The organism is Streptomyces sp. NPDC028910 (assembly GCF_055564955.1).
In genome coordinates, this window is sequence record NZ_JBVHVF010000012.1 from 99,789 (window position 1) to 119,753 (window position 19,965).

General features: G+C 71.8%; 14 protein-coding genes. 8 read left to right on the top strand and 6 right to left on the bottom strand.

Annotation, left to right across the window (positions count from 1 at the left end; translation table 11 throughout):
- The first annotated feature begins 34 nt into the window (after window positions 1–34).
- The 3 genes from ACZ4TV_RS17110 (at window position 35) to ACZ4TV_RS17120 (ending at window position 3,996) form a co-directional block, all read left to right on the top strand.
- Window positions 35–976: a FadR/GntR family transcriptional regulator gene (locus ACZ4TV_RS17110; RefSeq protein ID WP_468135367.1), complete on the top strand. Its 942-nt coding sequence runs from the start codon at window positions 35–37 to the stop codon at window positions 974–976.
- Between the two features lie 365 nt (window positions 977–1,341).
- Complete coding sequence (locus ACZ4TV_RS17115) at window positions 1,342–2,940, top strand: RNA polymerase sigma factor (protein ID WP_468135369.1); 1,599 nt, start codon at window positions 1,342–1,344, stop codon at window positions 2,938–2,940.
- 129 nt (window positions 2,941–3,069) lie between these two features.
- Window positions 3,070–3,996, top strand: coding sequence for a serine protease (locus ACZ4TV_RS17120; RefSeq protein WP_468135371.1), 927 nt, complete (start codon window positions 3,070–3,072; stop codon window positions 3,994–3,996).
- Between the two features lie 148 nt (window positions 3,997–4,144).
- On the opposite strand, the gene ACZ4TV_RS17125 is transcribed toward ACZ4TV_RS17120, so the two are convergent.
- On the bottom strand, window positions 4,145–4,378 hold the full coding sequence (locus ACZ4TV_RS17125; protein WP_030016583.1) for a DUF7455 domain-containing protein: 234 nt from the start codon (window positions 4,376–4,378) through the stop codon (window positions 4,145–4,147).
- Window positions 4,379–4,825: 447 nt separating this feature from the next.
- On the opposite strand from ACZ4TV_RS17125, the gene ACZ4TV_RS17130 reads away from it, so the two are divergent.
- The 3 genes from ACZ4TV_RS17130 (at window position 4,826) to ACZ4TV_RS17140 (ending at window position 9,216) form a co-directional block, all read left to right on the top strand.
- A complete protein-coding gene (locus ACZ4TV_RS17130) occupies window positions 4,826–6,946 on the top strand; it encodes a DNA gyrase/topoisomerase IV subunit B (RefSeq protein WP_468135373.1) in 2,121 nt (706 codons plus the stop codon).
- A gap of 195 nt (window positions 6,947–7,141) precedes the next feature.
- Window positions 7,142–7,627: a DUF485 domain-containing protein gene (locus ACZ4TV_RS17135; protein ID WP_468135375.1), complete on the top strand. Its 486-nt coding sequence runs from the start codon at window positions 7,142–7,144 to the stop codon at window positions 7,625–7,627.
- Entirely contained in the window at window positions 7,624–9,216 is a 1,593-nt protein-coding gene (locus ACZ4TV_RS17140; protein ID WP_468135377.1) for a solute symporter family protein, read from the top strand. Before ACZ4TV_RS17135 ends, ACZ4TV_RS17140 begins: the two co-directional genes overlap by 4 nt.
- A gap of 5 nt (window positions 9,217–9,221) precedes the next feature.
- Here the strand turns inward: ACZ4TV_RS17140 and ACZ4TV_RS17145 are convergent, their stop codons facing one another.
- From ACZ4TV_RS17145 to ACZ4TV_RS17155, 3 genes are all read right to left on the bottom strand, one after another.
- Window positions 9,222–9,923, bottom strand: coding sequence for a response regulator (locus ACZ4TV_RS17145; RefSeq protein WP_468135379.1), 702 nt, complete (start codon window positions 9,921–9,923; stop codon window positions 9,222–9,224).
- Complete coding sequence (locus ACZ4TV_RS17150) at window positions 9,920–11,536, bottom strand: sensor histidine kinase (protein WP_468135381.1); 1,617 nt, start codon at window positions 11,534–11,536, stop codon at window positions 9,920–9,922. Before ACZ4TV_RS17150 ends, ACZ4TV_RS17145 begins: the two co-directional genes overlap by 4 nt.
- A gap of 104 nt (window positions 11,537–11,640) precedes the next feature.
- Complete coding sequence (locus ACZ4TV_RS17155; protein WP_468135383.1) at window positions 11,641–12,885, bottom strand: citrate synthase; 1,245 nt, start codon at window positions 12,883–12,885, stop codon at window positions 11,641–11,643.
- A 65-nt stretch (window positions 12,886–12,950) separates the two neighbouring features.
- On the opposite strand from ACZ4TV_RS17155, the gene ACZ4TV_RS17160 reads away from it, so the two are divergent.
- Together ACZ4TV_RS17160 and ACZ4TV_RS17165 are read left to right on the top strand one after the other, a co-directional pair.
- Complete coding sequence (locus ACZ4TV_RS17160) at window positions 12,951–14,126, top strand: citrate synthase (protein WP_468135385.1); 1,176 nt, start codon at window positions 12,951–12,953, stop codon at window positions 14,124–14,126.
- A gap of 23 nt (window positions 14,127–14,149) precedes the next feature.
- Window positions 14,150–15,244, top strand: coding sequence for a CobW family GTP-binding protein (locus tag ACZ4TV_RS17165; RefSeq protein WP_468135387.1), 1,095 nt, complete (start codon window positions 14,150–14,152; stop codon window positions 15,242–15,244).
- Here the strand turns inward: ACZ4TV_RS17165 and ACZ4TV_RS17170 are convergent.
- Both ACZ4TV_RS17170 and ACZ4TV_RS17175 read right to left on the bottom strand, forming a co-directional pair.
- Entirely contained in the window at window positions 15,241–17,316 is a 2,076-nt protein-coding gene (locus tag ACZ4TV_RS17170) for a restriction endonuclease (protein WP_468135389.1), read from the bottom strand. The genes ACZ4TV_RS17165 and ACZ4TV_RS17170 overlap by 4 nt on opposite strands.
- Window positions 17,317–17,420: 104 nt before the next feature.
- On the bottom strand, window positions 17,421–19,874 hold the full coding sequence (locus ACZ4TV_RS17175) for a DNA gyrase/topoisomerase IV subunit A (protein ID WP_468135391.1): 2,454 nt from the start codon (window positions 19,872–19,874) through the stop codon (window positions 17,421–17,423).
- Window positions 19,875–19,965: the final 91 nt, after the last annotated feature.

Sequence of the window (19,965 nt, forward strand, 5' to 3'; positions counted from 1 at the left end):
TCAATTGCGTAGGTGGCACCGATCACCCTTTCGTGTGCTTTTCACCAAAGACCTCAAGGGTCATGGAGGCACGGCCGACAAAGGATTCGTGAGTACCCTTGCGCACACCATGATGACCGCCGCCCGCCACGCAGACTCCGGCCTCGCCGGCCCGGGCGAACTCGACCGCTACCCCTACGCGGAGGCCCCCGGGTCCGACCGCGTCGGAGCGCCCCACTGGGACGGCGCCGACGTCGAGTTGAGCCGTGTGGGCCGCCGCGCGGCAGGCAGCCGCGGCCGCGGACTGCACGGCCAACTCGTCCAGCAGCTCGGCCAGATGATCGTCTCCGGCGACCTCGGCGCGGACCGCCCACTGGTCCCCGAGGAGATCGGCCAGCGCTTCGAGGTCTCCCGTACGGTCGTCCGCGAATCGCTGCGCGTCCTGGAGGCCAAGGGCCTCGTCAGTGCCCGGCCCAACGTCGGCACCCGGGTCCGCCCCGTCGCCGACTGGAACCTGCTCGATCCCGACATCATCGAGTGGCGGGCCTTCGGGCCCCAGCGCGACGATCAGCGCCGCGAGCTGGGCGAGCTCCGCTGGACCATCGAACCGCTCGCCGCCCGCCTCGCCGCCGGCCACGGCCGACCGGACATCCAGCAGCGCCTCGCGGACATGGTCGAGATCATGGGCCACGCCCTCGGCCAGGGCGACTCGATCACCTTCGCGCGGGCCGACCACGAGTTCCACGCGCTCCTCATCCAGGTGGCCGGCAACCGCATGCTGGAGCACCTCTCCGGCATCGTCTCGGCGGCCCTCCAGGTCTCCGGCAGCCCGATCACCGCCTGCGACCGCCCGAGCGAGACCTGTGTCGCGCACCACGCACGGATGGTCGAAGCCCTCGCCGCGGGGGACGCGACGGGCGCCGAGAACGCCATGCGCCAGCTCCTGACGGTTCACCCCGAGGTCGAGCGCGTGGTCCCCGCCCCGCGCGAGCACTGACGGGCGGACGCGCGGGGCGCGGGGGTGCAGGACATGTCGCCGGGCCCGGTCGGGTCCGGCGACACCGATGTGGGGGCTCTGTCGCGGCGTTTCGGCCTCGTCGAAAAGTCGGATATGCCCCTATGGTCAGCATTCGTGCATGCGGGGTGTGATTCGGGCCACGAAGATTGGGCGTAACGCTCCGCGAGGTCACGCGATGACCTAAGAGGTGATGGCCGACGGAGGGAACACAGCAGCCCTTGGGGGTGCTGTGCAGCTCCCCGGCCCCTGCCCGCGCCGCCGGCCCAACCCCGGTCGGTGGTCGTCGGCTCCGGTCCAGCACCACCAGGCCCGGGGTCGGAAGCCGTTTCCATCGTTCCGAGAGGTTGTTCGTGTCGGCCAGCACATCCCGTACGCTCCCGCCGGAGATCGCCGATTCCGAGTCTGTGATGGCGCTCATCGAGCGGGGCAAGGCCGAGGGGCAGATCGCCGGCGATGACGTGCGTCGGGCCTTCGAGGCTGACCAGATTCCTGCGACCCAGTGGAAGAATGTTCTGCGCAGCCTCAACCAGATCCTCGAGGAAGAGGGTGTGACGCTGATGGTCAGTGCCGCGGAGTCGCCCAAGCGCGCCACCCGCAAGAGCGTCGCAGCGAAGAGCCCGGCCAAGCGGACAGCCACCGAGCCCGTCAAGAAGTCGACGGCCAAGACGACGACGGCGCAGCCCGAGGCCACCACGGCCACCGCGGTTCCGGCAGCCGAGGCCGTGGACCCGGAGATCATGGACGCCCTCGCGGAGGAGCCCGGAACGGAGCCCGCCCCCAAGAAGGCGGCGGCGAAGAAGACGGCGGCCAAGAAGGCCGCGCCCGCCAAGAAGACCGCTGCCAAGAAGACGGCGGCGAAGAAGACCGCCTCCAAGAAGTCCGCCGACGAGGCCGGCGACGACGAGACCCCGGACGAGGGTCCCGAAGCCGCGAAGGCCGAGGCCGACGAAGAGGAGGAGGGCGGCGAGAACAAGGGCTTCGTGATCTCGGACGACGAGGACGACGCCCCCGCCCAGCAGGTCGTCGTGGCCGGCGCCACGGCAGACCCGGTCAAGGACTACCTCAAGCAGATCGGCAAGGTCCCCCTCCTCAACGCCGAGCAGGAGGTGGAGCTCGCCAAGCGCATCGAGGCGGGCCTGTTCGCCGAGGACAAGCTGGCGAACTCCGACAAGCTGGCGCCCAAGCTCAAGCGCGAGCTGGAGATCATCGCGGAGGACGGCCGCCGCGCGAAGAACCACCTGCTGGAGGCCAACCTCCGCCTCGTGGTCTCCCTGGCCAAGCGCTACACCGGCCGCGGCATGCTCTTCCTGGACCTGATCCAGGAGGGCAACCTGGGCCTGATCCGCGCGGTCGAGAAGTTCGACTACACCAAGGGCTACAAGTTCTCCACGTACGCCACGTGGTGGATCAGGCAGGCGATCACGCGCGCCATGGCCGACCAGGCCCGCACCATCCGCATCCCGGTGCACATGGTCGAGGTCATCAACAAGCTGGCCCGCGTGCAGCGCCAGATGCTCCAGGACCTGGGCCGTGAGCCCACCCCGGAGGAGCTGGCCAAGGAACTCGACATGACCCCCGAGAAGGTCATCGAGGTGCAGAAGTACGGCCGCGAGCCGATCTCCCTGCACACGCCGCTCGGCGAGGACGGCGACAGCGAGTTCGGCGACCTGATCGAGGACTCCGAGGCCGTGGTCCCGGCCGATGCCGTGAGCTTCACGCTCCTGCAGGAGCAGCTGCACTCGGTGCTCGACACCCTGAGCGAGCGCGAGGCCGGCGTGGTCTCGATGCGCTTCGGCCTCACGGACGGCCAGCCCAAGACGCTCGACGAGATCGGCAAGGTCTACGGGGTCACGCGTGAGCGGATCCGCCAGATCGAGTCGAAGACGATGTCGAAGCTGCGACACCCGTCCCGTTCCCAGGTGCTGCGCGACTACCTGGACTGACCGGTCAGGGCGCCGCCGGCCCGGCCACGGCGTGGTGACGAACAGGGCGACGGTGGCCGCGCGGGTGCGCTCGGCCACCGGGCATCCCACTCTGGGTGGAGTCATGCACACTCGGAGTCAGGAGGCCTCATGCGTCGTCCCTTTGCCCATGCCCTGGCGGGCGCGCTGACCCTGGCGGCGGGAGCGGCCGCGGCGCCGCTCGCCCAGGTGCCGCAGGCGGCCGCGGACAGCGTGGTGATCGGCGGGAAGCCGGTGAAGGTGGCCGACAGTCCGTGGGTCGTGGCCCTCGCCAGCCGTGACCGGTTCGGGGGTACGAGGGGCGGACAGTTCTGCGGGGGCGTCATCGTGGCCCCGACCAAGGTGCTGACAGCGGCGCACTGCCTGGGCCGCGAGGTCCTGGGCGGCCCGGTGGAGTCCGTGTCCGATTTCCGGGTGATCGCCGGGCGTACGGAGCTCGGGGCGGCCGAGGGCCAGGAGATCGCGGTGCGCGGGGCCCGGGTGAATCCGGCCTACGACCCGGCGAGCAACGCCGGGGACCTCGCCGTCCTGGAACTGGCCGAGTCCGTGCCGGCCCCTTACGTGCTCCCCATCGCGGAGGCGGGTCATCCCGCCTACGGCGCGGGGACCGAAGCGGCGGTGTACGGCTGGGGCGACACGAGCGGCTTCGGTGACTATGCGTACGCGTTGCGGGCCGCGCCCGTGACGGTCCTGGCGGACGACGTCTGTGCGCGCGCCTACCCGGGGGACGCGGACGGGCAGTACCGCGCCGACTCCATGGTGTGCGCGGGGGACAGCGGGGGCGGCAAGGACGCCTGCCAGGGCGACAGCGGCGGGCCCCTGGTGGCGCAGGGGCGGCTCATCGGGCTGGTCTCGTGGGGGCGTGGCTGCGGGCGCGCCGACAGCCCGGGGGTCTATACGCGCGTCGCCCCGCTGGCCGGCTTCGTGAGGGCCCCGGACAAGGGCGCACAGCCCAGAGGGGGCCCGGAGGTCCCGTGGCATGCTCCGAGGGTCTCGGGACCCGGCGCAGGGCCCGTACAGGGGCATCGCACGGGCTAGCGTCCGTACGGCGGCCGCCGGTCCCTGGGGGACGGTCGGCCGTGGACGTGTGGATACGAGGACGGGCGGCATCCCTGGGTCGCAGGGGTGCCGCCCGTCGACCGGCCTGGCCGGTCCTGGCTCGTCGGATGCGAGGTGCAGGCCTGTGTCAGCGGTCCTCGGGTTCGGCATTGGCAGCCGGAGCGGACGTGAGCCGCTCGGTCTCATCCTGTATTTCTGCGGCGATCTTCTTGAGTTCCGGCTCGAACTTGCGACCGTGGTGGGCGCAGAAGAGCAGTTCACCGCCGCTCAGCAGGACGACGCGCAGATATGCCTGGGCGCCGCAACGGTCGCATCGGTCAGCGGCCGTCAGCGGGGTCGCGGGTGTCAGAACAGTAGTCACGTCGCCTCTTCTCTAGCTCGACGAGCTGTCGTACCAGGGTCAACATCCAACCAGGCCGAAAACGTTCCCGCTCGCGGCTTTTCCTCGAAACTTCCTTCCGAAGCTGGCCGGCTGTTGCCGGTTGGCGGCGAAGGAGCCGTATTGCGTTGCTTTACGGTTTCGCGTTGTCAGTCGTGCGCTTGTCGCAGTTCCATCCTCCCCGGCGTCAGTGCCAGGTTGTTCATGAGGACGTGCCCGAACCCTAAATGGTTCATGCGCGGAAGGGAACGTGATGTTTCCTTCACCCGCCCGGGGGATCGAACATCCGTGCGGATCTGGACTAGGCTGAGGAAGGGGCGAGGGTGGCGTTGCATCGGCTCTACCTGGCCTCGGTACCCTTCGACCGGCACCCGAGCCACCTCTGAGCCCGACCGGGCCGGAAAAGAAATTCAGCGAGGAGCGAACTGCGTGACCGCCGACACGTCCGTGCCTTCCAGCGCGCTGCTGTCCGGAGCAGACCGGGACGGTTCCAACTACACCGCGCGGCACCTGCTCGTCCTCGAAGGGCTGGAGGCCGTCCGCAAGCGCCCCGGCATGTATATCGGCTCGACCGACAGCCGGGGCCTCATGCACTGCCTCTGGGAGATCATCGACAATTCCGTCGATGAGGCCCTGGGCGGCTACTGCGACCACATCGAGGTGATCCTCCACGAGGACGCCTCCGTCGAGGTCCGGGACAACGGCCGCGGCATTCCCGTGGACGTCGAGCCCAAGACCGGCCTGTCCGGCGTCGAGGTCGTCATGACCAAGCTGCACGCCGGCGGCAAGTTCGGCGGCGGCTCGTACGCGGCCTCCGGCGGCCTGCACGGCGTCGGCGCCTCCGTGGTCAACGCCCTCTCCGCCCGTCTGGACGTCGAGGTCGACCGCAACAGCGCGACCCACGCCATCAGCTTCCGCCGCGGCGTCCCCGGGATGTTCACCGAGCAGGGCGCCGACAGTCCCTTCGACCCCGCCAACGGCCTGCGCAAGGTCAAGCGGGTGCCCAAGGGACGCACGGGCACCAGGGTCCGCTACTGGGCCGACCGCCAGATCTTCCTCAAGGACGCCCGGCTCAATCTGGAGACGCTCTACCAGCGGGCCCGCCAGACCGCCTTCCTCGTCCCCGGCCTGACCCTGGTCGTCCGCGACGAGCGGGGCATCGACGGCGCGGGCAAGACCGAGGAGAGCTTCCGCTTCGACGGCGGCATCAGCGAATTCTGCGAGTACCTCACCCAGGACAAGGCCGTCTGCGACGTGCTGCGCCTGACCGGCACGGGCACCTTCAAGGAGACCGTCCCGGTCCTCGACGACCGCGGCCACATGACCCCCACCGAGGTCACCCGCGAGCTCGGCGTGGACATCGCCCTGCGCTGGGGCACGGGGTACGAGACCAACGTCAAGTCCTTCGTGAACATCATCGCCACTCCCAAGGGCGGCACCCACGTCTCCGGATTCGAACGCTCGGTCACCAAGACCGTGAACGAGGTGCTGCGCTCGGCCAAGCTGCTGCGCGTCGCCGAGGACGACGTGGTCAAGGACGACGCGATGGAGGGCATGACGGCCGTCGTCACCGTCCGCCTCGCCGAGCCGCAGTTCGAGGGCCAGACCAAGGAGGTGCTCGGCACCTCGGCGGCCACCCGGATCGTCGCCGCCGTGGTCGCCAAGGAGCTCAAGGCCTTCCTGACCTCCACCAAGCGCGACGACAAGCAGCAGGCCCGCGCCGTGATGGAGAAGATCGTCGCGGCCGCCCGGACCCGGATCGCGGCCCGTCAGCACAAGGAGGCGCAGCGCCGCAAGACCGCGCTGGAGACCTCCTCGCTCCCCGCCAAGCTGGCCGACTGCCGCAGCGACGACGTGGAGCGCAGCGAGCTCTTCATCGTCGAGGGGGACTCCGCCCTCGGCACCGCGAAGCTCGCCCGGAACTCCGAATTCCAGGCGCTCCTGCCCATCCGCGGCAAGATCCTCAACGTCCAGAAGTCCTCGATCTCGGACATGCTCAAGAACGCCGAGTGCGGGGCGATCATCCAGGTCATAGGAGCCGGCTCGGGCCGGACCTTCGACATCGACGCCGCCCGCTACGGCAAGATCGTGCTCCTCGTCGACGCCGATGTGGACGGCGCGCACATCCGCTGCCTGCTGCTCACGCTCTTCCAGCGGTACATGCGGCCGATGGTCGAAGCCGGCCGGGTCTTCGCGGCCGTGCCGCCGCTGCACCGGATCGAGCTGGTCCAGCCGAAGAAGGGCCAGGACAAGTACGTCTACACGTATTCGGACAACGAGCTGCGCCAGACCCTTTTGGAGTACCAGCGCAAGAACATCCGGTACAAGGACTCGATCCAGCGTTACAAGGGCCTCGGCGAGATGGACGCGGACCAGCTGGCGGAGACCACCATGGACCCCCGCTTCCGCACCCTGCGCCGGATCAACATCGGCGACCTGGACTCGGCCGAGCAGGTCTTCGACCTGCTCATGGGCAATGAGGTGGCCCCGCGCAAGGAGTTCATCACGAGCTCCGCGGCGACCCTGGACCGCTCGCGCATCGACGCCTGATCCCGGGTGGCGCCGGTGGTACCCGTGGTACCGGTGGCCGGCGCCGGCTGACACCGACGTGGCGCCACGGCATACCGGCGCTCTTCGCTCCATCACCTGTTGGAGTGAAGAGCGCCGGGACACCAGTCCGGAAGCGTCCATTCCGCACATCCTTGTGAGCACGCAGCCAATGCGGCGGCGGACAAGGAGAGTTCGGTGGACAAGCACGAAGGTCGTGATGCCGGAACGATCCGGCTGGACGACCCCTGGTACGACGCGCTGGCCGTCGGCTGGGGCGAGGGTACGGAAACCTCCCCGCCGCGCCCGGCGCCCGGCGGCCTCCCCGCGCCCGGCGCATCCGACATCTACCTCGAAGTGCAGCGCAGCGCCGCCTTCCAGGAGGTCCGCAGCCGCTACCGCGGGTTCGTCGTTCCCGCGACCGCCGGCTTCTTCCTCTGGTACGTCGCCTACGTGGTCGCCGCCACCGCCGCGCCCGGGCTGATGGCCCGGCCCGTGGCGGGCGCGGTCAACGTGGCCATGCTCGCGGGGCTCGGCCAGTTCCTCAGCACCTTCCTGCTGACCTGGGCGTACGCCCGGCACGCGCGGCTGCGCCGGGACCGGGCGGCGCTCGACCTGCGCTGGACCGTCTTCGAGCAGGAACGCGACCAGGAGCGGACCCGGGCGAGGGGGGCCGGCCGGTGACCACCGAGCACCAGGCCCTCGCGCTGATCCTGTTCAGCGTCTTCATCGCGGTCACCCTGGGCATCACCACCTGGGTCAGCCGCAACCGGCACGGGTCGGCCGAGGAGTTCTACGCGGGCGGGCGGTTGTTCTCGCCCATGGAGAACGGTTTCGCCATCGCGGGCGACTACATGTCCGCCGCCTCGTTCCTCGGAATCTCCGGCCTGATCGCGCTCTTCGGCTACGACGGCATGCTCTACTCGGTGGGCTTCCTCGTCGCCTGGCTGGTGGTGCTGTTCCTCGTCGCCGAACTGGTCCGCAACTGCGGGCGCTTCACCCTCGCCGACGTGGTCGCCGCCCGCATGAGCGAGCGTCCGGTACGGATCGCGGCCGGCACCTCCTCGGTCGTCGTCTCCGTGCTCTACCTCGTCGCGCAGATGGTCGGCGCCGGCAGCCTGGTCGGCCTGCTGCTCGGGAGTCCGAGCGCCTCGGCCCGGACCCTGGCCGTGGTCGGGGTGGGCGCGCTGATGGTGGTCTACGTGTCCTTCGGCGGGATGCGGGCCACCACGTGGATCCAGATCGTGAAGGCCGTGCTGCTGATGGGCGGGGCGATCACCCTGACCGTGCTCGTGCTGCTGCGCTTCCACGGGAACGTCGACCAGTTGCTCACCAGCGCCGCCGACCGCAGCGGGCACGGGCTCGGATTCCTGAGCCCAGGCCTCAAGTACGGCGGGGACTGGACCGCCCGCTTCGACTTCATCAGCCTCGGCCTCGCGCTGGTCCTCGGGACCGCCGGGCTGCCGCACATCCTGTCGCGCTTCTACACCGTGCCCACCGCGCGGGCGGCCCGCCGCTCGGTGGTGTGGGCGATCGCGCTGATCGGCGGCTTCTACCTGATGACCATCGTGCTCGGCTTCGGGGCGGCCGCGCTCGTGGGCCCGGACGCGGTACGGGCCTCCAACGCCTCCGGGAACACGGCCGTTCCGCTGCTCGCGGCCTTCCTCGGCGGGGGCGCCGGATCCACCGGGGGCGCGGTGCTGTTCGCCTTCGTCGCCGCCATCGCCTTCGCCACCATCCTGGCGGTGGTGGCCGGGATCACCCTGGCCTCCTCGGCCTCCGTCGCCCACGACCTGTACGCCTCCCTCAAGCGCCGCCGCGCCAGGCAGCGCAGCGAGGTCTCGGTGGCCCGGGTGGCGGCGGTGGGCATCGGGGCGGTGGCGATCGCCCTCGGGCTGCTCGCCCAGAACCTCAACGTGGCCTTCCTGGTGGGGCTGGCCTTCGCGGTGGCGGCCTCGGCCAATCTGCCGGTGCTGCTGTACTCGCTCTTCTGGCGGGGCTTCACCACGCGCGGAGCCATCTGGTCCGTGTACGGCGGCCTGGTGCCGGCGGTGCTGCTGGTACTGGTCTCGCCGGTGGTCTCGGGCAGCGCGGAGTCGCTCTTCCCGGGAGTGGACTTCCAGTACTTCCCGCTCCAGAACCCGGGGATCGTCTCGATTCCGCTGGGCTTCCTGGCGGGCTGGCTGGGCACGGTCACCTCCCGCGAGGAGCCGGACGAGGCGAAGCACGCGGAGACCGAGGTCCGCTCCCTGACCGGCGCCGGAGCGGTCTGAGCCTGTCAGGCAGGCCCCTCCGACGGGAGCCAGGTGTAGCGGTGCTCCGGGCGGCCGGTCTCGCCGTAACGCAGCGCCAGGGTGACGCGGGCGGTGCGTTCGAGGAGCTTCAGGTAGCGCTGGGCGGTCTGGCGGCTGATGCCCGCGCGGTCGGCGATCTGCTGGGTGGACAAGGGGCCGTCGGCGGAGCGCAGGACCTGGCGGACCAGTTCCGCGGTGGTGGGAGAGTGGCCCTTGGGGAGCTCGTTCACAGGACCCGCGGCGGCGAGGGCGCCGAAGATCCGGTCCACCTCGGCCTGTTCGGCCTCCCCGCCCGTGTTCAGGGCGCGGCGCAGGGATCCGTACGCCTCCAGCCGGGTGCGCAGCCCGGCGAAGGTGAAGGGTTTGACCAGGTACTGGAGGGCGCCGAGGCGCATGGCGGCCTGGACGGTGGCGAGGTCGCGGGCGGCGGTGACCATGATCACATCGGTGCTGTGGCCGAGCTGGCGCAGCCGGCGGACCAGGTCCAGGCCGTTCTCGTCGGGGAGGTAGTGGTCCAGGAGGACGAGGTCCACCGGATGCGCGGTGAGGAACTCCAGGGCCTCGGCCGCCGAATGGGCCTGCGCCGTCACCCGGAAACCGGGAACCTTCGCCACGTACGCCGCGTTGATCCGGGCAACACGCATGTCGTCGTCGACGACCAATACGTGGATCGGGGTCTCGTTCATCGCAGGGCCTCCGGGAGTACGACGGAGAACTCCGCCCCTCCGTCCGCTGCTTCACCGGCCCGGGCGCTGCCGCCCTGCCGCTCCGCGAGGCGGCGTACGAGGGCGAGGCCCAGCCCGCGCTCGCGGTGGGCCCTGGGCTGCTTGGTCGACCAGCCCTCCGTGAAGATCTCCTCGCGGCGCGCGGCAGGTACCCCGGGGCCGCTGTCGCGCACCCGCAGCACGGCGGTACGGCCCTGCGCGCGCAGCTCCACTTCGACCAGGGGCGACGTCGAACCGGCGGCGGCGTCCAGGGCGTTGTCCACCAGATTGCCGACGATCGTGACGAGGCCGCCCGGGTCCACCAGGCGGTCGGGGAGGAGGGTGTTCCCGGCCAGGCGCAGGGGGACGCCGCGCTCGGCCGCGACGGTCGCCTTGCCCACCAGAAGGGCGGCCAGCAGCGGGTCGTGGACCTTCTCGGTGACCTGTTCGGCGGTCGTACGGTGCACCCCGACGACCTCCGTCACGAACTCCACCGCCTCCTCGTGCAGGCCCAGCTCCAGGAGGCCGAGGAGGGTGTGGAGGCGGTTGGCGTGCTCGTGGTCCTGGGCGCGCAGGGCATCGATGAGGCCCCGGGTGGAGTCGAGCTCGCGGCCCAGGTGTTCCAGCTCGGTGCGGTCGCGCAGGGTGGCGACGGCGCCGCCGTCCTCGGTGGGCATCCGGTTGGCGACCAGCACGCGGGGGCCCTGGACGGTGAGCAGGTCCTGGCCGGCGACGCGGCCCGACAGGACGTCGGCGGTGCGGCCCGCACCGAGTACCTCGTCCAGCGGGCGTCCCGTGAGGGCGGCGGTGGAGTCCGGTGTGAGGCCCAGCAGGCGGGCGGCCTCGTCGTTGACCAGCCGGACCCGGCCGTCCGGGGCGAGGGCGATCACGCCTTCGCGGATGGAGTGCAGCATCGCCTCGCGCTCGGCGAGCAGGCCGGCGATGTCGGAGAAGGCCAGGTCCCGGGTCTGGCGCTGGATCCTGCGGGACAGCAGATAAGCGGCGAGGGCGCCCGCCGCCAGGGCGCCGCCCGCGTAGGCGAGCAGGCCGGGGATGGCACCGAGCAGCCGGTCGCGGACGCTGTCGTAGGCGATGCCGACCGAGACGGCGCCGACGATCTCGCCGTCGGCCGCGAGGAGCGGGACCTTGCCGCGGGCGGAGCGGCCCAGGGTGCCCTCGTCGATCTCCATGACCTCGCGGCCCGCCAGGGCGTCGCTCGGGTCCGTGGAGACGGGCAGCCCGATCCGGTCGGGGCTGGGGTGCGAGCGGCGGATGCCGTCCAGGTCGAGGACGACCACGTACTCGGCGCCGGTGGCCCGGCGGATCCGCTCGGCCGAGGCCTGTACCGGGCTGTCCGCCGAGGGCCCGGAGTCCAGGAGGCCGGCGGCCAGCGAGGGGTCGGCCGCGGCGCTCTGCGCGATGGCCAGGGCCCGCCGCATGGCCTGGTCGTCGAGCTGCGCGCTCAGCGGTGCGAGGAACAGTCCGGTGGCCAGGAAGAGGACCCCGGCGGCGATGGCCAGCTGGGTCAGGAGGATCTGGGAGACGGCCCGTCTGGGCAGCCCGAGCCGCCGAGCGCTCATGAGGGGGAACCGCATGGGCAGCAACGGTAGGTCGGCCCGGGCACAAGCGGAATGTTTTCGCCCGGCTTGTCGGATACCCCACTCCGGTCCACCGGGAGTGACGGGGCCGGTCCGGCCCCTTACGGCATCGGCTGGGGCGGGCGGGGGCCGTGGTACTGACCGCTCGGCCGCATGCGCAGCGGCCGCTCCTGGTACTCCTCCAGGGCGTGCGCGATCCAGCCCGCCGTACGGGCCACCGCGAAGACCGTCTCCCCGGCCTCGGGCGCCATCCCGCACGACACCGTCAGCACCGCCAGCGCCAGGTCCACATTGGGGTGCAGCCCGCCCTGGCGAGCCATCACCGCGGCCACCTCGCGCGCCGCACGCAGGGCGGGACCGGCCTGCTCCAGTCCTTCCAGCCGGGCGAAGAGCGCCCGCGCCCGCGGGTCCTCGCCCTGGTAGAGCCGGTGGCCCAGCCCCGGGACCCGGCGGCCCGCCCGCAGGTACTCCGCCACCACCGGCGCGGCCCCGCCCTGTTCCAGTACCTCCACCAGCATCCGGTGCGCGAGCCGCCCGGCCGCGCCGTGGAGCGGACCTTCGAGGGCGCCGAGCCCGGCCGAGACCGCCGCGTACGGATGGGCCCGCGCCGAAGCGGCCACCCGTACGGCCAGGGTCGAGGCGGCCAGATCGTGGTCGACCAGCAGTGCCAGCGCGAGGTCCAGCACGGCCAGCGCGTCCGGGTCCGGCTCCCGCGCCGTCAACCGCGACCAGAGGTTCCGGGCGATCCGGCCGTCCCCGGCCCACTGGGCCGGGCCCACCGCGGGCAGCGCGCCGACCAGCGTGGGAATCAGACAGCGCGCGGAGCCGAGTACCGCCTCCTCGGACAGGTCGAAGCGCAGCGGATCCGCCACCGCGGCGGCGGCGACCGCCACCCGCAGCCGGTCGATGGGACCGCTGTGTTCCGGCAGTGCCGCCACCGCCCGCCGGGCCGCCGCCAGCGCCTGCGGCGGAGCGGTGAACCGGGCCCCGTGCGCGACGGTCCCCGTCCAGAGCCACTCGGCGACCTCCTCGTAGCGGTACCGCGAGGCCAGCGCCACGGCGTCCACGCCCCGGAAGCAGTACCGGTCGGGCTCGATGAGGGTGAGCGCCGTGCGGACGGCCAGTTCCCCGGCGGGGGCCGCCGCCTCGCGCCGGCTGCGCGCGGCCAGCGCCTCCACCTCGGCCGCGTCGAAGGTGCTGCCGCGCCCGGCCGGATCACGGCGGCTGGCGAGCTGGCCCCGGCTGACGTACGCGTACACCGTCGCCGGTTTCACCCCGAGTACCCGCGCCGCCTCCAGGGTGCTGAGCCTGCGCCCGGCGTCTCTCTGGTCGCTCTGATCGCTCATGACGCATACCCTACAGATGGACAGAGATGTTGATTCAATCAATATTGACAAGGATTCAATCCATCATGGATGGTCGATCCATGAAAACCAACGACAGCACCGTCGACGGACCCCGCGGCCTCGCGGGAGTGGTGGTCACCGAAACCGAGCTGGGCGACGTCCGGGGCCGTGAGGGCTTCTACCACTACCGCCAGTACTCCGCCGTCGAGCTCGCCGCCGGCCGCAGCTTCGAAGACGTGTGGCACCTGATGTTCCGCGGCGCACTGCCCGCGGACGCCGCCGAGCGGGCCGCCTTCGCCGCCGAGATCGCCCCGCTGCGCCGGCTGCCCGAGGAGGTACGGGACGCCCTGCCGGGCCTGGCCCGGGCCAGCCGGCTCTCCGGCCCGCTCGCCGGGCTGCGCACCGCGCTCTCGCTGCTCGGCGCTGCCGCCGGCTTCCGCCCGGTGTACGACCTGGACCCCGGCCGCCGGGCCGCCGACGCGCTGGCCGCCTGCGCCGCCGTACCGACCCTGCTGACCGCCCTGCACCGGCTGGGACAGGGTCTGGAGCCGGTGGAACCGCGCGACGACCTCCCGTACGCCGCCAATTACCTCTACATGCTGACCGGCCAGGAGCCCGACCCGGTCGTGGCCCGCGCGGTCGAGCGGTACCTGATATCCACCGTGGACCACGGCTTCAACGCCTCGACCTTCACCGCCCGCGTGATCGCCTCCACCGGCGCCGACGTCGCGGCCTGCCTGACCGGGGCGATCGGCGCGCTCTCCGGACCGCTGCACGGCGGCGCCCCCAGCAGGGCCCTGGACACCCTCGACGCCATCGGCACCGTGGACCGGATCGGGCCGTGGATCCGCGAACGGGTCCTGGCGGGCGACCGGATCATGGGCTTCGGCCACCCCGTCTACCGCACCGAGGACCCCCGCTCGCGCATGCTGAGGGACATCGCCGTCCAGTTCGGCGGACCGCTCGTGGACTTCGCCGTCGAGGTCGAGCGCCAGGTCGAGGAGATCCTCGCCGAACTGAAGCCGGGCCGGGAGCTGCACACCAACGTGGAGTTCTACGCGGGCGTGGTCATGGAGCTGTGCGGGCTGCCGCGCGAGATGTTCACCCCGACCTTCTGCGCCGCGCGGGTGGTCGGCTGGAGCGCGAACGTCCTGGAGCAGGCCGCCGATTCGAAGATCATCCGCCCGGCCGCCCGGTACACCGGCCCCACGCCGCCCCAGCCGGTGCCGCTCCTCGACTGACGGAGCCTGGCTACGATCGCCGGGTGAACAGCAGGCAGCCCATCCCCGTCGTCGTCCTCGCCGGTTTCCTCGGATCCGGCAAGACCACCGTGCTGAACCACCTCCTCGCCAGCCGCGGGGGCACCCGGATCGGGGTCGTCGTCAACGACTTCGGATCGATCGAGGTCGACGCGATGTCGGTGGCCGGCCAGGTCGGGGACTCGATGGTCTCCCTCGGCGGCGGCTGCCTGTGCTGCGCGGTCGACGGCAGCGAGCTGGACACGTACCTGGAGAAGCTCTCCGCTCCCGCCCACCGGATCGACGTGATCGTCATCGAGGCGAGCGGGCTGGCCGAGCCCCAGGAGATGATCCGGATGCTCATGGCCAGCGAGAATCCCGCCATCCGGTACGGCGGAATGGTGGAGGTCGTGGACGCGGCCGAATTCGACGCGACCCGCGCCAGGCACCCGGAGACCGACCGGCACCTCGCCGTCGCGGACCTGGTGGTGCTCAACAAGACCGACCGGGTCGACGCCGGCGAACGGGCCCGGATCGAGAAGGAGCTCGCCGCGCTCTGCGCCCCCGGCATCCCGGTCGTGGGCGCCGACCACGGGCGGATCGATCCGGAACTGCTCTTCGACCGCCGGCCCTGGACCGAGACCCGGGGGCAGCTCTCCTTCGAGGACCTGCTCCGGGAGGCCGACGGCCATGACCACCGCACCCACGCACACGCGGCCTACGAGAGCACGGAGTTCACCTCCGACCAGGCCCTGTCCCCGCGCCGGTTCATCGACTTCCTCGACCGCCGCCCGGCCGGACTCTACCGGATCAAGGGCTTCGTCTACTTCGGCGTCCCCGGGCACGAGGAACGCTACGAGGTCCACGCGGTCGGCCGCTTCCTCCGCTTCGCCCCGCAGCCCTGGGGGCGGGGCGAAGCGCGCCTGACGCGGCTGGTCCTGATCGGCTCCGGCACAGACGGCGCGGAACTCCTGCGGGAGCTGGCGCGATGCCGCGAGGAGTCCCCCGAGGACGCGCGCCCCGAGAGCATGTGGGGCGTGCTGCGGTACGTGGCCCAGCCCGCGGCGCCCGAGCTCGCCCCCGAGCCCGCGGACCGCGACCCCGAGGGCCTCGACGCCTAGGCGACCTCGACCCCGTACTCCCGCAGCAGATCCTCCAGCCCGCCCCGGTAGCCCTTGCCGCCGACCACGAAGTCCCAGTCGCCGTTCGCCCGGCGCCGGAAGGAGCCCAGCACCAGCGCCGTCTCACCGGCCCGGCCGTCGGAGACCTCGAGCTGCCCGGCCTCAGCGCCCGCCGCGTCCAGGAGCCGGATCCGGGCGTCCGTGAAACCGGCCAGGTCGGCGTGCGGATCGGCCTCCGGGTCGACCGCGGCGACCAGGACCAGGCGGTCGGCCTCCTGCGGCAGGGCTTCGAAGGCGACCTCCACCGCGGCCTTGTCCGGGGCCGCGTGCGCGCGCGCCCGTACCGAACCGTCCGGGGTGCGCGGGTTGTTGAAGAAGACGAAGTGGTCCTCGCTCAGCACCCGGTTGCCCGTGCAGACCAGCGCGCACACGTCGAGCGCGACCGGGCCCGACCAGGACATCCCGAGCACGTTGTGCTCAGCGGACCGGGCGGACCGGGCGGAGCGGCCGGGCCCCGTCGTCCGCTGCGCCGGGACCCCGGCCGCCGGGCCGCCGCCCAGGCGGCCGCGCAGCCCGTACTCGTGCAGCAGTTCCACGAGCTTGACGCCGGGCACCAACTCCAGCGGCTTGCCCTCGGCGAACTCGTACGACCCGGCTCCGAAGGACGCGGTGGTGACCAGCACACCCTTGTTCGCGCCCGTCGCCTGGACCGTGCCGTACAGCTCCCGCACCACGTCGGGATTGAGCCGGTGCCGGTAGCGCTTGACCTGCACCACGATCCGCCCGCCCCGCAGCGGGGCCGGGTCGCGCGCCTCGATGTCCACACCGCCGTCGCCCGACCGCTGCGTGGTCACCGCCTCCATGCCCATCGCCCGGAAGAGGTCCGCCACGAGCCGCTCGAAGTCGATCGGGTCCATCGCGAAGAGGTCGGGCTCGTCCTGGTCTCCGCCCGTGTGCCCGCCGTGGCTGACGACCCCTCCGCCGACCTCGTCGGGCCTGCGGCCGGGACGTACCGCGGTCAGCTGGTCGGGCCGCGCCGAGAGCTGCCCGCGCAACCCCTCCACCAGGCAGTCCACCGCGCTGACCTGCTCCAGCCGCAGCCCCGCGAAGGGGGACCGGGCCACCGACACCGTGGCCAGCACGAGTTGCGCCTCCAGGCCCGTCACCGGATCGTGGGCGTCCACGAAGCCGTTGACCACCACCGAGTCGAGCACGCCGAACTCGTCCGCCGCGTACAGCTCCCGCACCACCAACAGCACGCACTGCGCCAGCAGGTCCCGGTACAGCGCCCGCCGCTGCGTGGCCGGTCGGGCCGTCTCCTTGTCCTGGCCCGTACTGGGCACGTACCGCACCGACTTGGCCTCCGGCACCACCGCGTACCCCGGCAGCTCCCAGTCCAGGACCAGCTGGCGCGCCCCCGGGTCGTACGCGGCCGCCACCTGCCGCGGCAGCGCCTCGGGCCAGGCCGTCGAGGCGTACAGGGCCGCCGAGAAGTACTCCACCACCGCCTCCGCGTCGCCCGCGCGCAGCGCCACGGCCAGCTCGGCGAGCCCGCTGTTGTGCGCCCGGATCCCGGCGAGCTGCTCCGCCGCCCACCGGTCGTACTGCTGCCGGTACGCCGCCAGCTGCTGCTGTCGTCGCGCCTCCGCGGCGTGCGCGGCCTGCCAGGCCTGCGTGTACCGGGCGTGTGCCTCGCGCTCCGCCTGCGCCCGCCGGTTCGAGCCGAGCGTCCAGCCCGTGCTCTGCTGCTGGAACTGGTGCAGCTGCGGCATCGGCACGGGGTGCGCCAGCGTGCCCGGGTCGAAGGCTTCGAGCTGCTCGGACCGGACCAGCCCGGCCATCCGGAACGCCGGTGCCCGGCACCCCGCGGCCAGCAGGCCCTGCAGGGCGGCGACTTCCGCCTCGATCTGCTCCGTACGCCGCCGGGCCTCGGCCTCGCGCTGCTGCCGGTCGGCGGCCTGCTGCTCCCGCCGCCGACGCTCCGCCTGGCGCTGCTGGATCAACTGCGTCTGCTGCGTCCGGCGCTGGGCCTCGGCCCAGTCCCCGATCACTCCGCCCGCGCGACGACTCATCAGCTCTGTTCTCCCCCACCCGCCAGTGCCAAGAGGGAAAACACTAGTCGCCGTTCAGGTGGGACGTCCCCGTCGGGCGTACCACCTGAACGTCGTCGTACGTCCTACAGCGCGGCTCCCGCCAGGGCCGCGACGGCCGACGGCAGCGCCGCCCCCGAGCCGTCCCGGCGCGGGTCCACGGGCGGCAGCTCGGCCGGAGTGCCGTTCGCCGCCGCCGCGCGGACCGGGGCGTTCCCGGCCCAGGCCAGCACCAGCACGTCCTCGCCCTTCAGGAACCGCTGGCAGCGCACGCCACCGGTGGCACGGCCCTTGCGCGGGTACTGGTCGAAGGGGGTCAGCTTCCCGGACAGCACCGAGTCGTCCAGGGTTCCGTGCGAGCCCGCCACCGTGAACACCATGGCGTCCCGGCCGGGGTCGACCGCCGAGAAGTGGATCACCTTGGCTCCGTCGGCGAGCTTGATGCCCGCCATGCCGCCCGCAGGGCGGCCCTGCGGGCGGACCTGGGCCGCCGGGTAGCGCAGCAGCTGGGCGTCGTCGGTGATGAAGACCAGGTCCTCCTCGCCCGTGCTCAGCTCGACCGCGCCGACGATCCGGTCACCGTCCTTGAGGGTGATGACCTCCAGCTCGTCCTTGTTGGCCGGGTAGTCCGGCACGACGCGCTTGACCACGCCCTGTTCGGTGCCCAGCGCCAGCCCCTGCGAGGACTCGTCCAGCGAGATCAGGCAGATCACCTTCTCGTCCGGCTCCAGGGTGGAGAGGAACTCGGTGACGGGCGCGCCTCCCGCCAGGGTCGGCGCGGCCGCCGTGTCCGGCAGCTGTGGCAGGTCGATCACGGACAGGCGCAGCAGGCGCCCCGCCGACGTCACCACGCCGACCTCGGCCCGGGCCGTCGCCAGGACCTGCGAGACGATCAGGTCGTGCTTGGCGCGCTTGCCGTCGGCCTCCGCCAGCGGCTCGCCGGTCACGGTCCGCGCGAGCAGGCCCGTCGACGAGAGCAGCACCCGGCAGGGATCGTCCGCGACCTCCAGCGGAACCGCCGCCACCGTGGTGCCCGCCGACTCCAGCAGGACCGTACGGCGCTCGGTGCCGAACTTCTTCGCGACCGCCGCCAGTTCCGAGGAGACCAGCTTGCGCAGCTCGCTGTCGGACTCCAGGATCCCGGTCAGCTCGTCGATCTCGCCGGTCAGCCGGTCGCGCTCGGACTCCAGCTCGATGCGGTCGAACTTGGTGAGCCGGCGCAGCGGGGTGTCCAGGATGTACTGGGTCTGGATCTCGCTCAGCGAGAACCGTTCCATCAGCCGGGCCTTGGCCTGGGCGGAGTTCTCGCTGTCCCGGATGAGCCGGATGACCTCGTCGATGTCGATGAGGGCCACCAGCAGGCCCTCGACGAGGTGGAGCCGGTCGCGGCGCTTGGTGCGGCGGAACTCGCTGCGCCGCCGGACGACCTCGAAGCGGTGGTCGAGGTAGACCTCCAGCAGCTCCTTGAGGCCCAGCGTCAGCGGCTGCCCGTCCACCAGCGCGACGTTGTTGATGCCGAAGGACTCCTCCATCGGCGTCAGCTTGTAGAGCTGCTCCAGCACGGCCTCCGGGTGGAAGCCGTTCTTGATCTCGATGACCAGGCGCAGACCGTGCGAGCGGTCGGTGAGGTCCTTGACGTCGGCGATGCCCTGGAGCTTCTTCGAGCCCACCAGGTCCTTGATCTTCGCGATGACCTTCTCGGGGCCCACCGTGAAGGGCAGTTCCGTGACGACCAGGCCCTTGCGGCGCGCCGTCACGTTCTCCACGGCCACCGTCGCGCGGATCTTGAAGGTGCCGCGGCCGTTCTCGTACGCGTCCTTGATCCCCGAGAGGCCGACGATCCGGCCGCCCGTGGGCAGGTCGGGACCCGGCACGAAGCGCATCAGCGCCTCCAGGTCCGCGTGCGGGTGGCGGATCAGGTGCCGGGCGGCCGCGATGACCTCGCCCAGGTTGTGCGGGGGCATGTTGGTCGCCATGCCGACCGCGATTCCGGACGCGCCGTTGACCAGCAGGTTCGGGTAGGCGGCGGGCAGTGCGACGGGCTCGCGCTCCTGGCCGTCGTAGTTGGCGGTGAAGTCGACGGTGTCCTCGTCGATCGACTCCGTCATCAGTGACGTGGCGTCGGCCATCTTGCACTCGGTGTAACGCATCGCGGCGGGCGGGTCGTCGTTGCCGAGCGAGCCGAAGTTGCCGTGTCCGTCGACCAGCGGCAGCCGCATCGAGAAGGGCTGGGCCATGCGCACGAGGGCGTCGTAGATCGACGCGTCACCGTGCGGGTGGAGCTTGCCCATGACCTCGCCGACGACACGGGCGCACTTCACGTAGCCGCGGTCGGGGCGCAGACCCATCTCGTTCATCTGGTACACGATGCGGCGGTGCACCGGCTTCATGCCGTCCCGGGCGTCGGGCAGGGCACGGGAGTAGATCACCGAGTACGCGTACTCGAGGAAGGAGCCCTGCATTTCGTCGACGACGTCGATGTCGAGGATCTTCTCCTCGAAATCCTCCGGCGGCGGGGTCTTCGTGCTGCGGCGGGCCATCGCTGCGCGGCTCCTTAACCAAGAATGGGGTGTGCTGGGTGTGTGGCTGGCTGTGGGCTGGGTCGTGTGGATCTTGTGGGTCGTGTGGGTC

What these genes read in the sequence shown, in the direction of transcription:
- ACZ4TV_RS17175 (WP_468135391.1), bottom strand. Translation starts at nt 19,874, where the DNA reads ATGGCCCGCCGCAGCACGAAGACCCCGCCGCCGGAGGATTTCGAGGAG.
- ACZ4TV_RS17155 (WP_468135383.1), bottom strand. Translation starts at nt 12,885, where the DNA reads ATGAGCGATCAGAGCGACCAGAGAGACGCCGGGCGCAGGCTCAGCACC.
- ACZ4TV_RS17160 (WP_468135385.1), top strand. Translation starts at nt 12,951, where the DNA reads ATGGATGGTCGATCCATGAAAACCAACGACAGCACCGTCGACGGACCC.
- ACZ4TV_RS17170 (WP_468135389.1), bottom strand. Translation starts at nt 17,316, where the DNA reads ATGAGTCGTCGCGCGGGCGGAGTGATCGGGGACTGGGCCGAGGCCCAG.
- ACZ4TV_RS17145 (WP_468135379.1), bottom strand. Translation starts at nt 9,923, where the DNA reads ATGAACGAGACCCCGATCCACGTATTGGTCGTCGACGACGACATGCGT.
- ACZ4TV_RS17150 (WP_468135381.1), bottom strand. Translation starts at nt 11,536, where the DNA reads ATGCGGTTCCCCCTCATGAGCGCTCGGCGGCTCGGGCTGCCCAGACGG.
- ACZ4TV_RS17120 (WP_468135371.1), top strand. Translation starts at nt 3,070, where the DNA reads ATGCGTCGTCCCTTTGCCCATGCCCTGGCGGGCGCGCTGACCCTGGCG.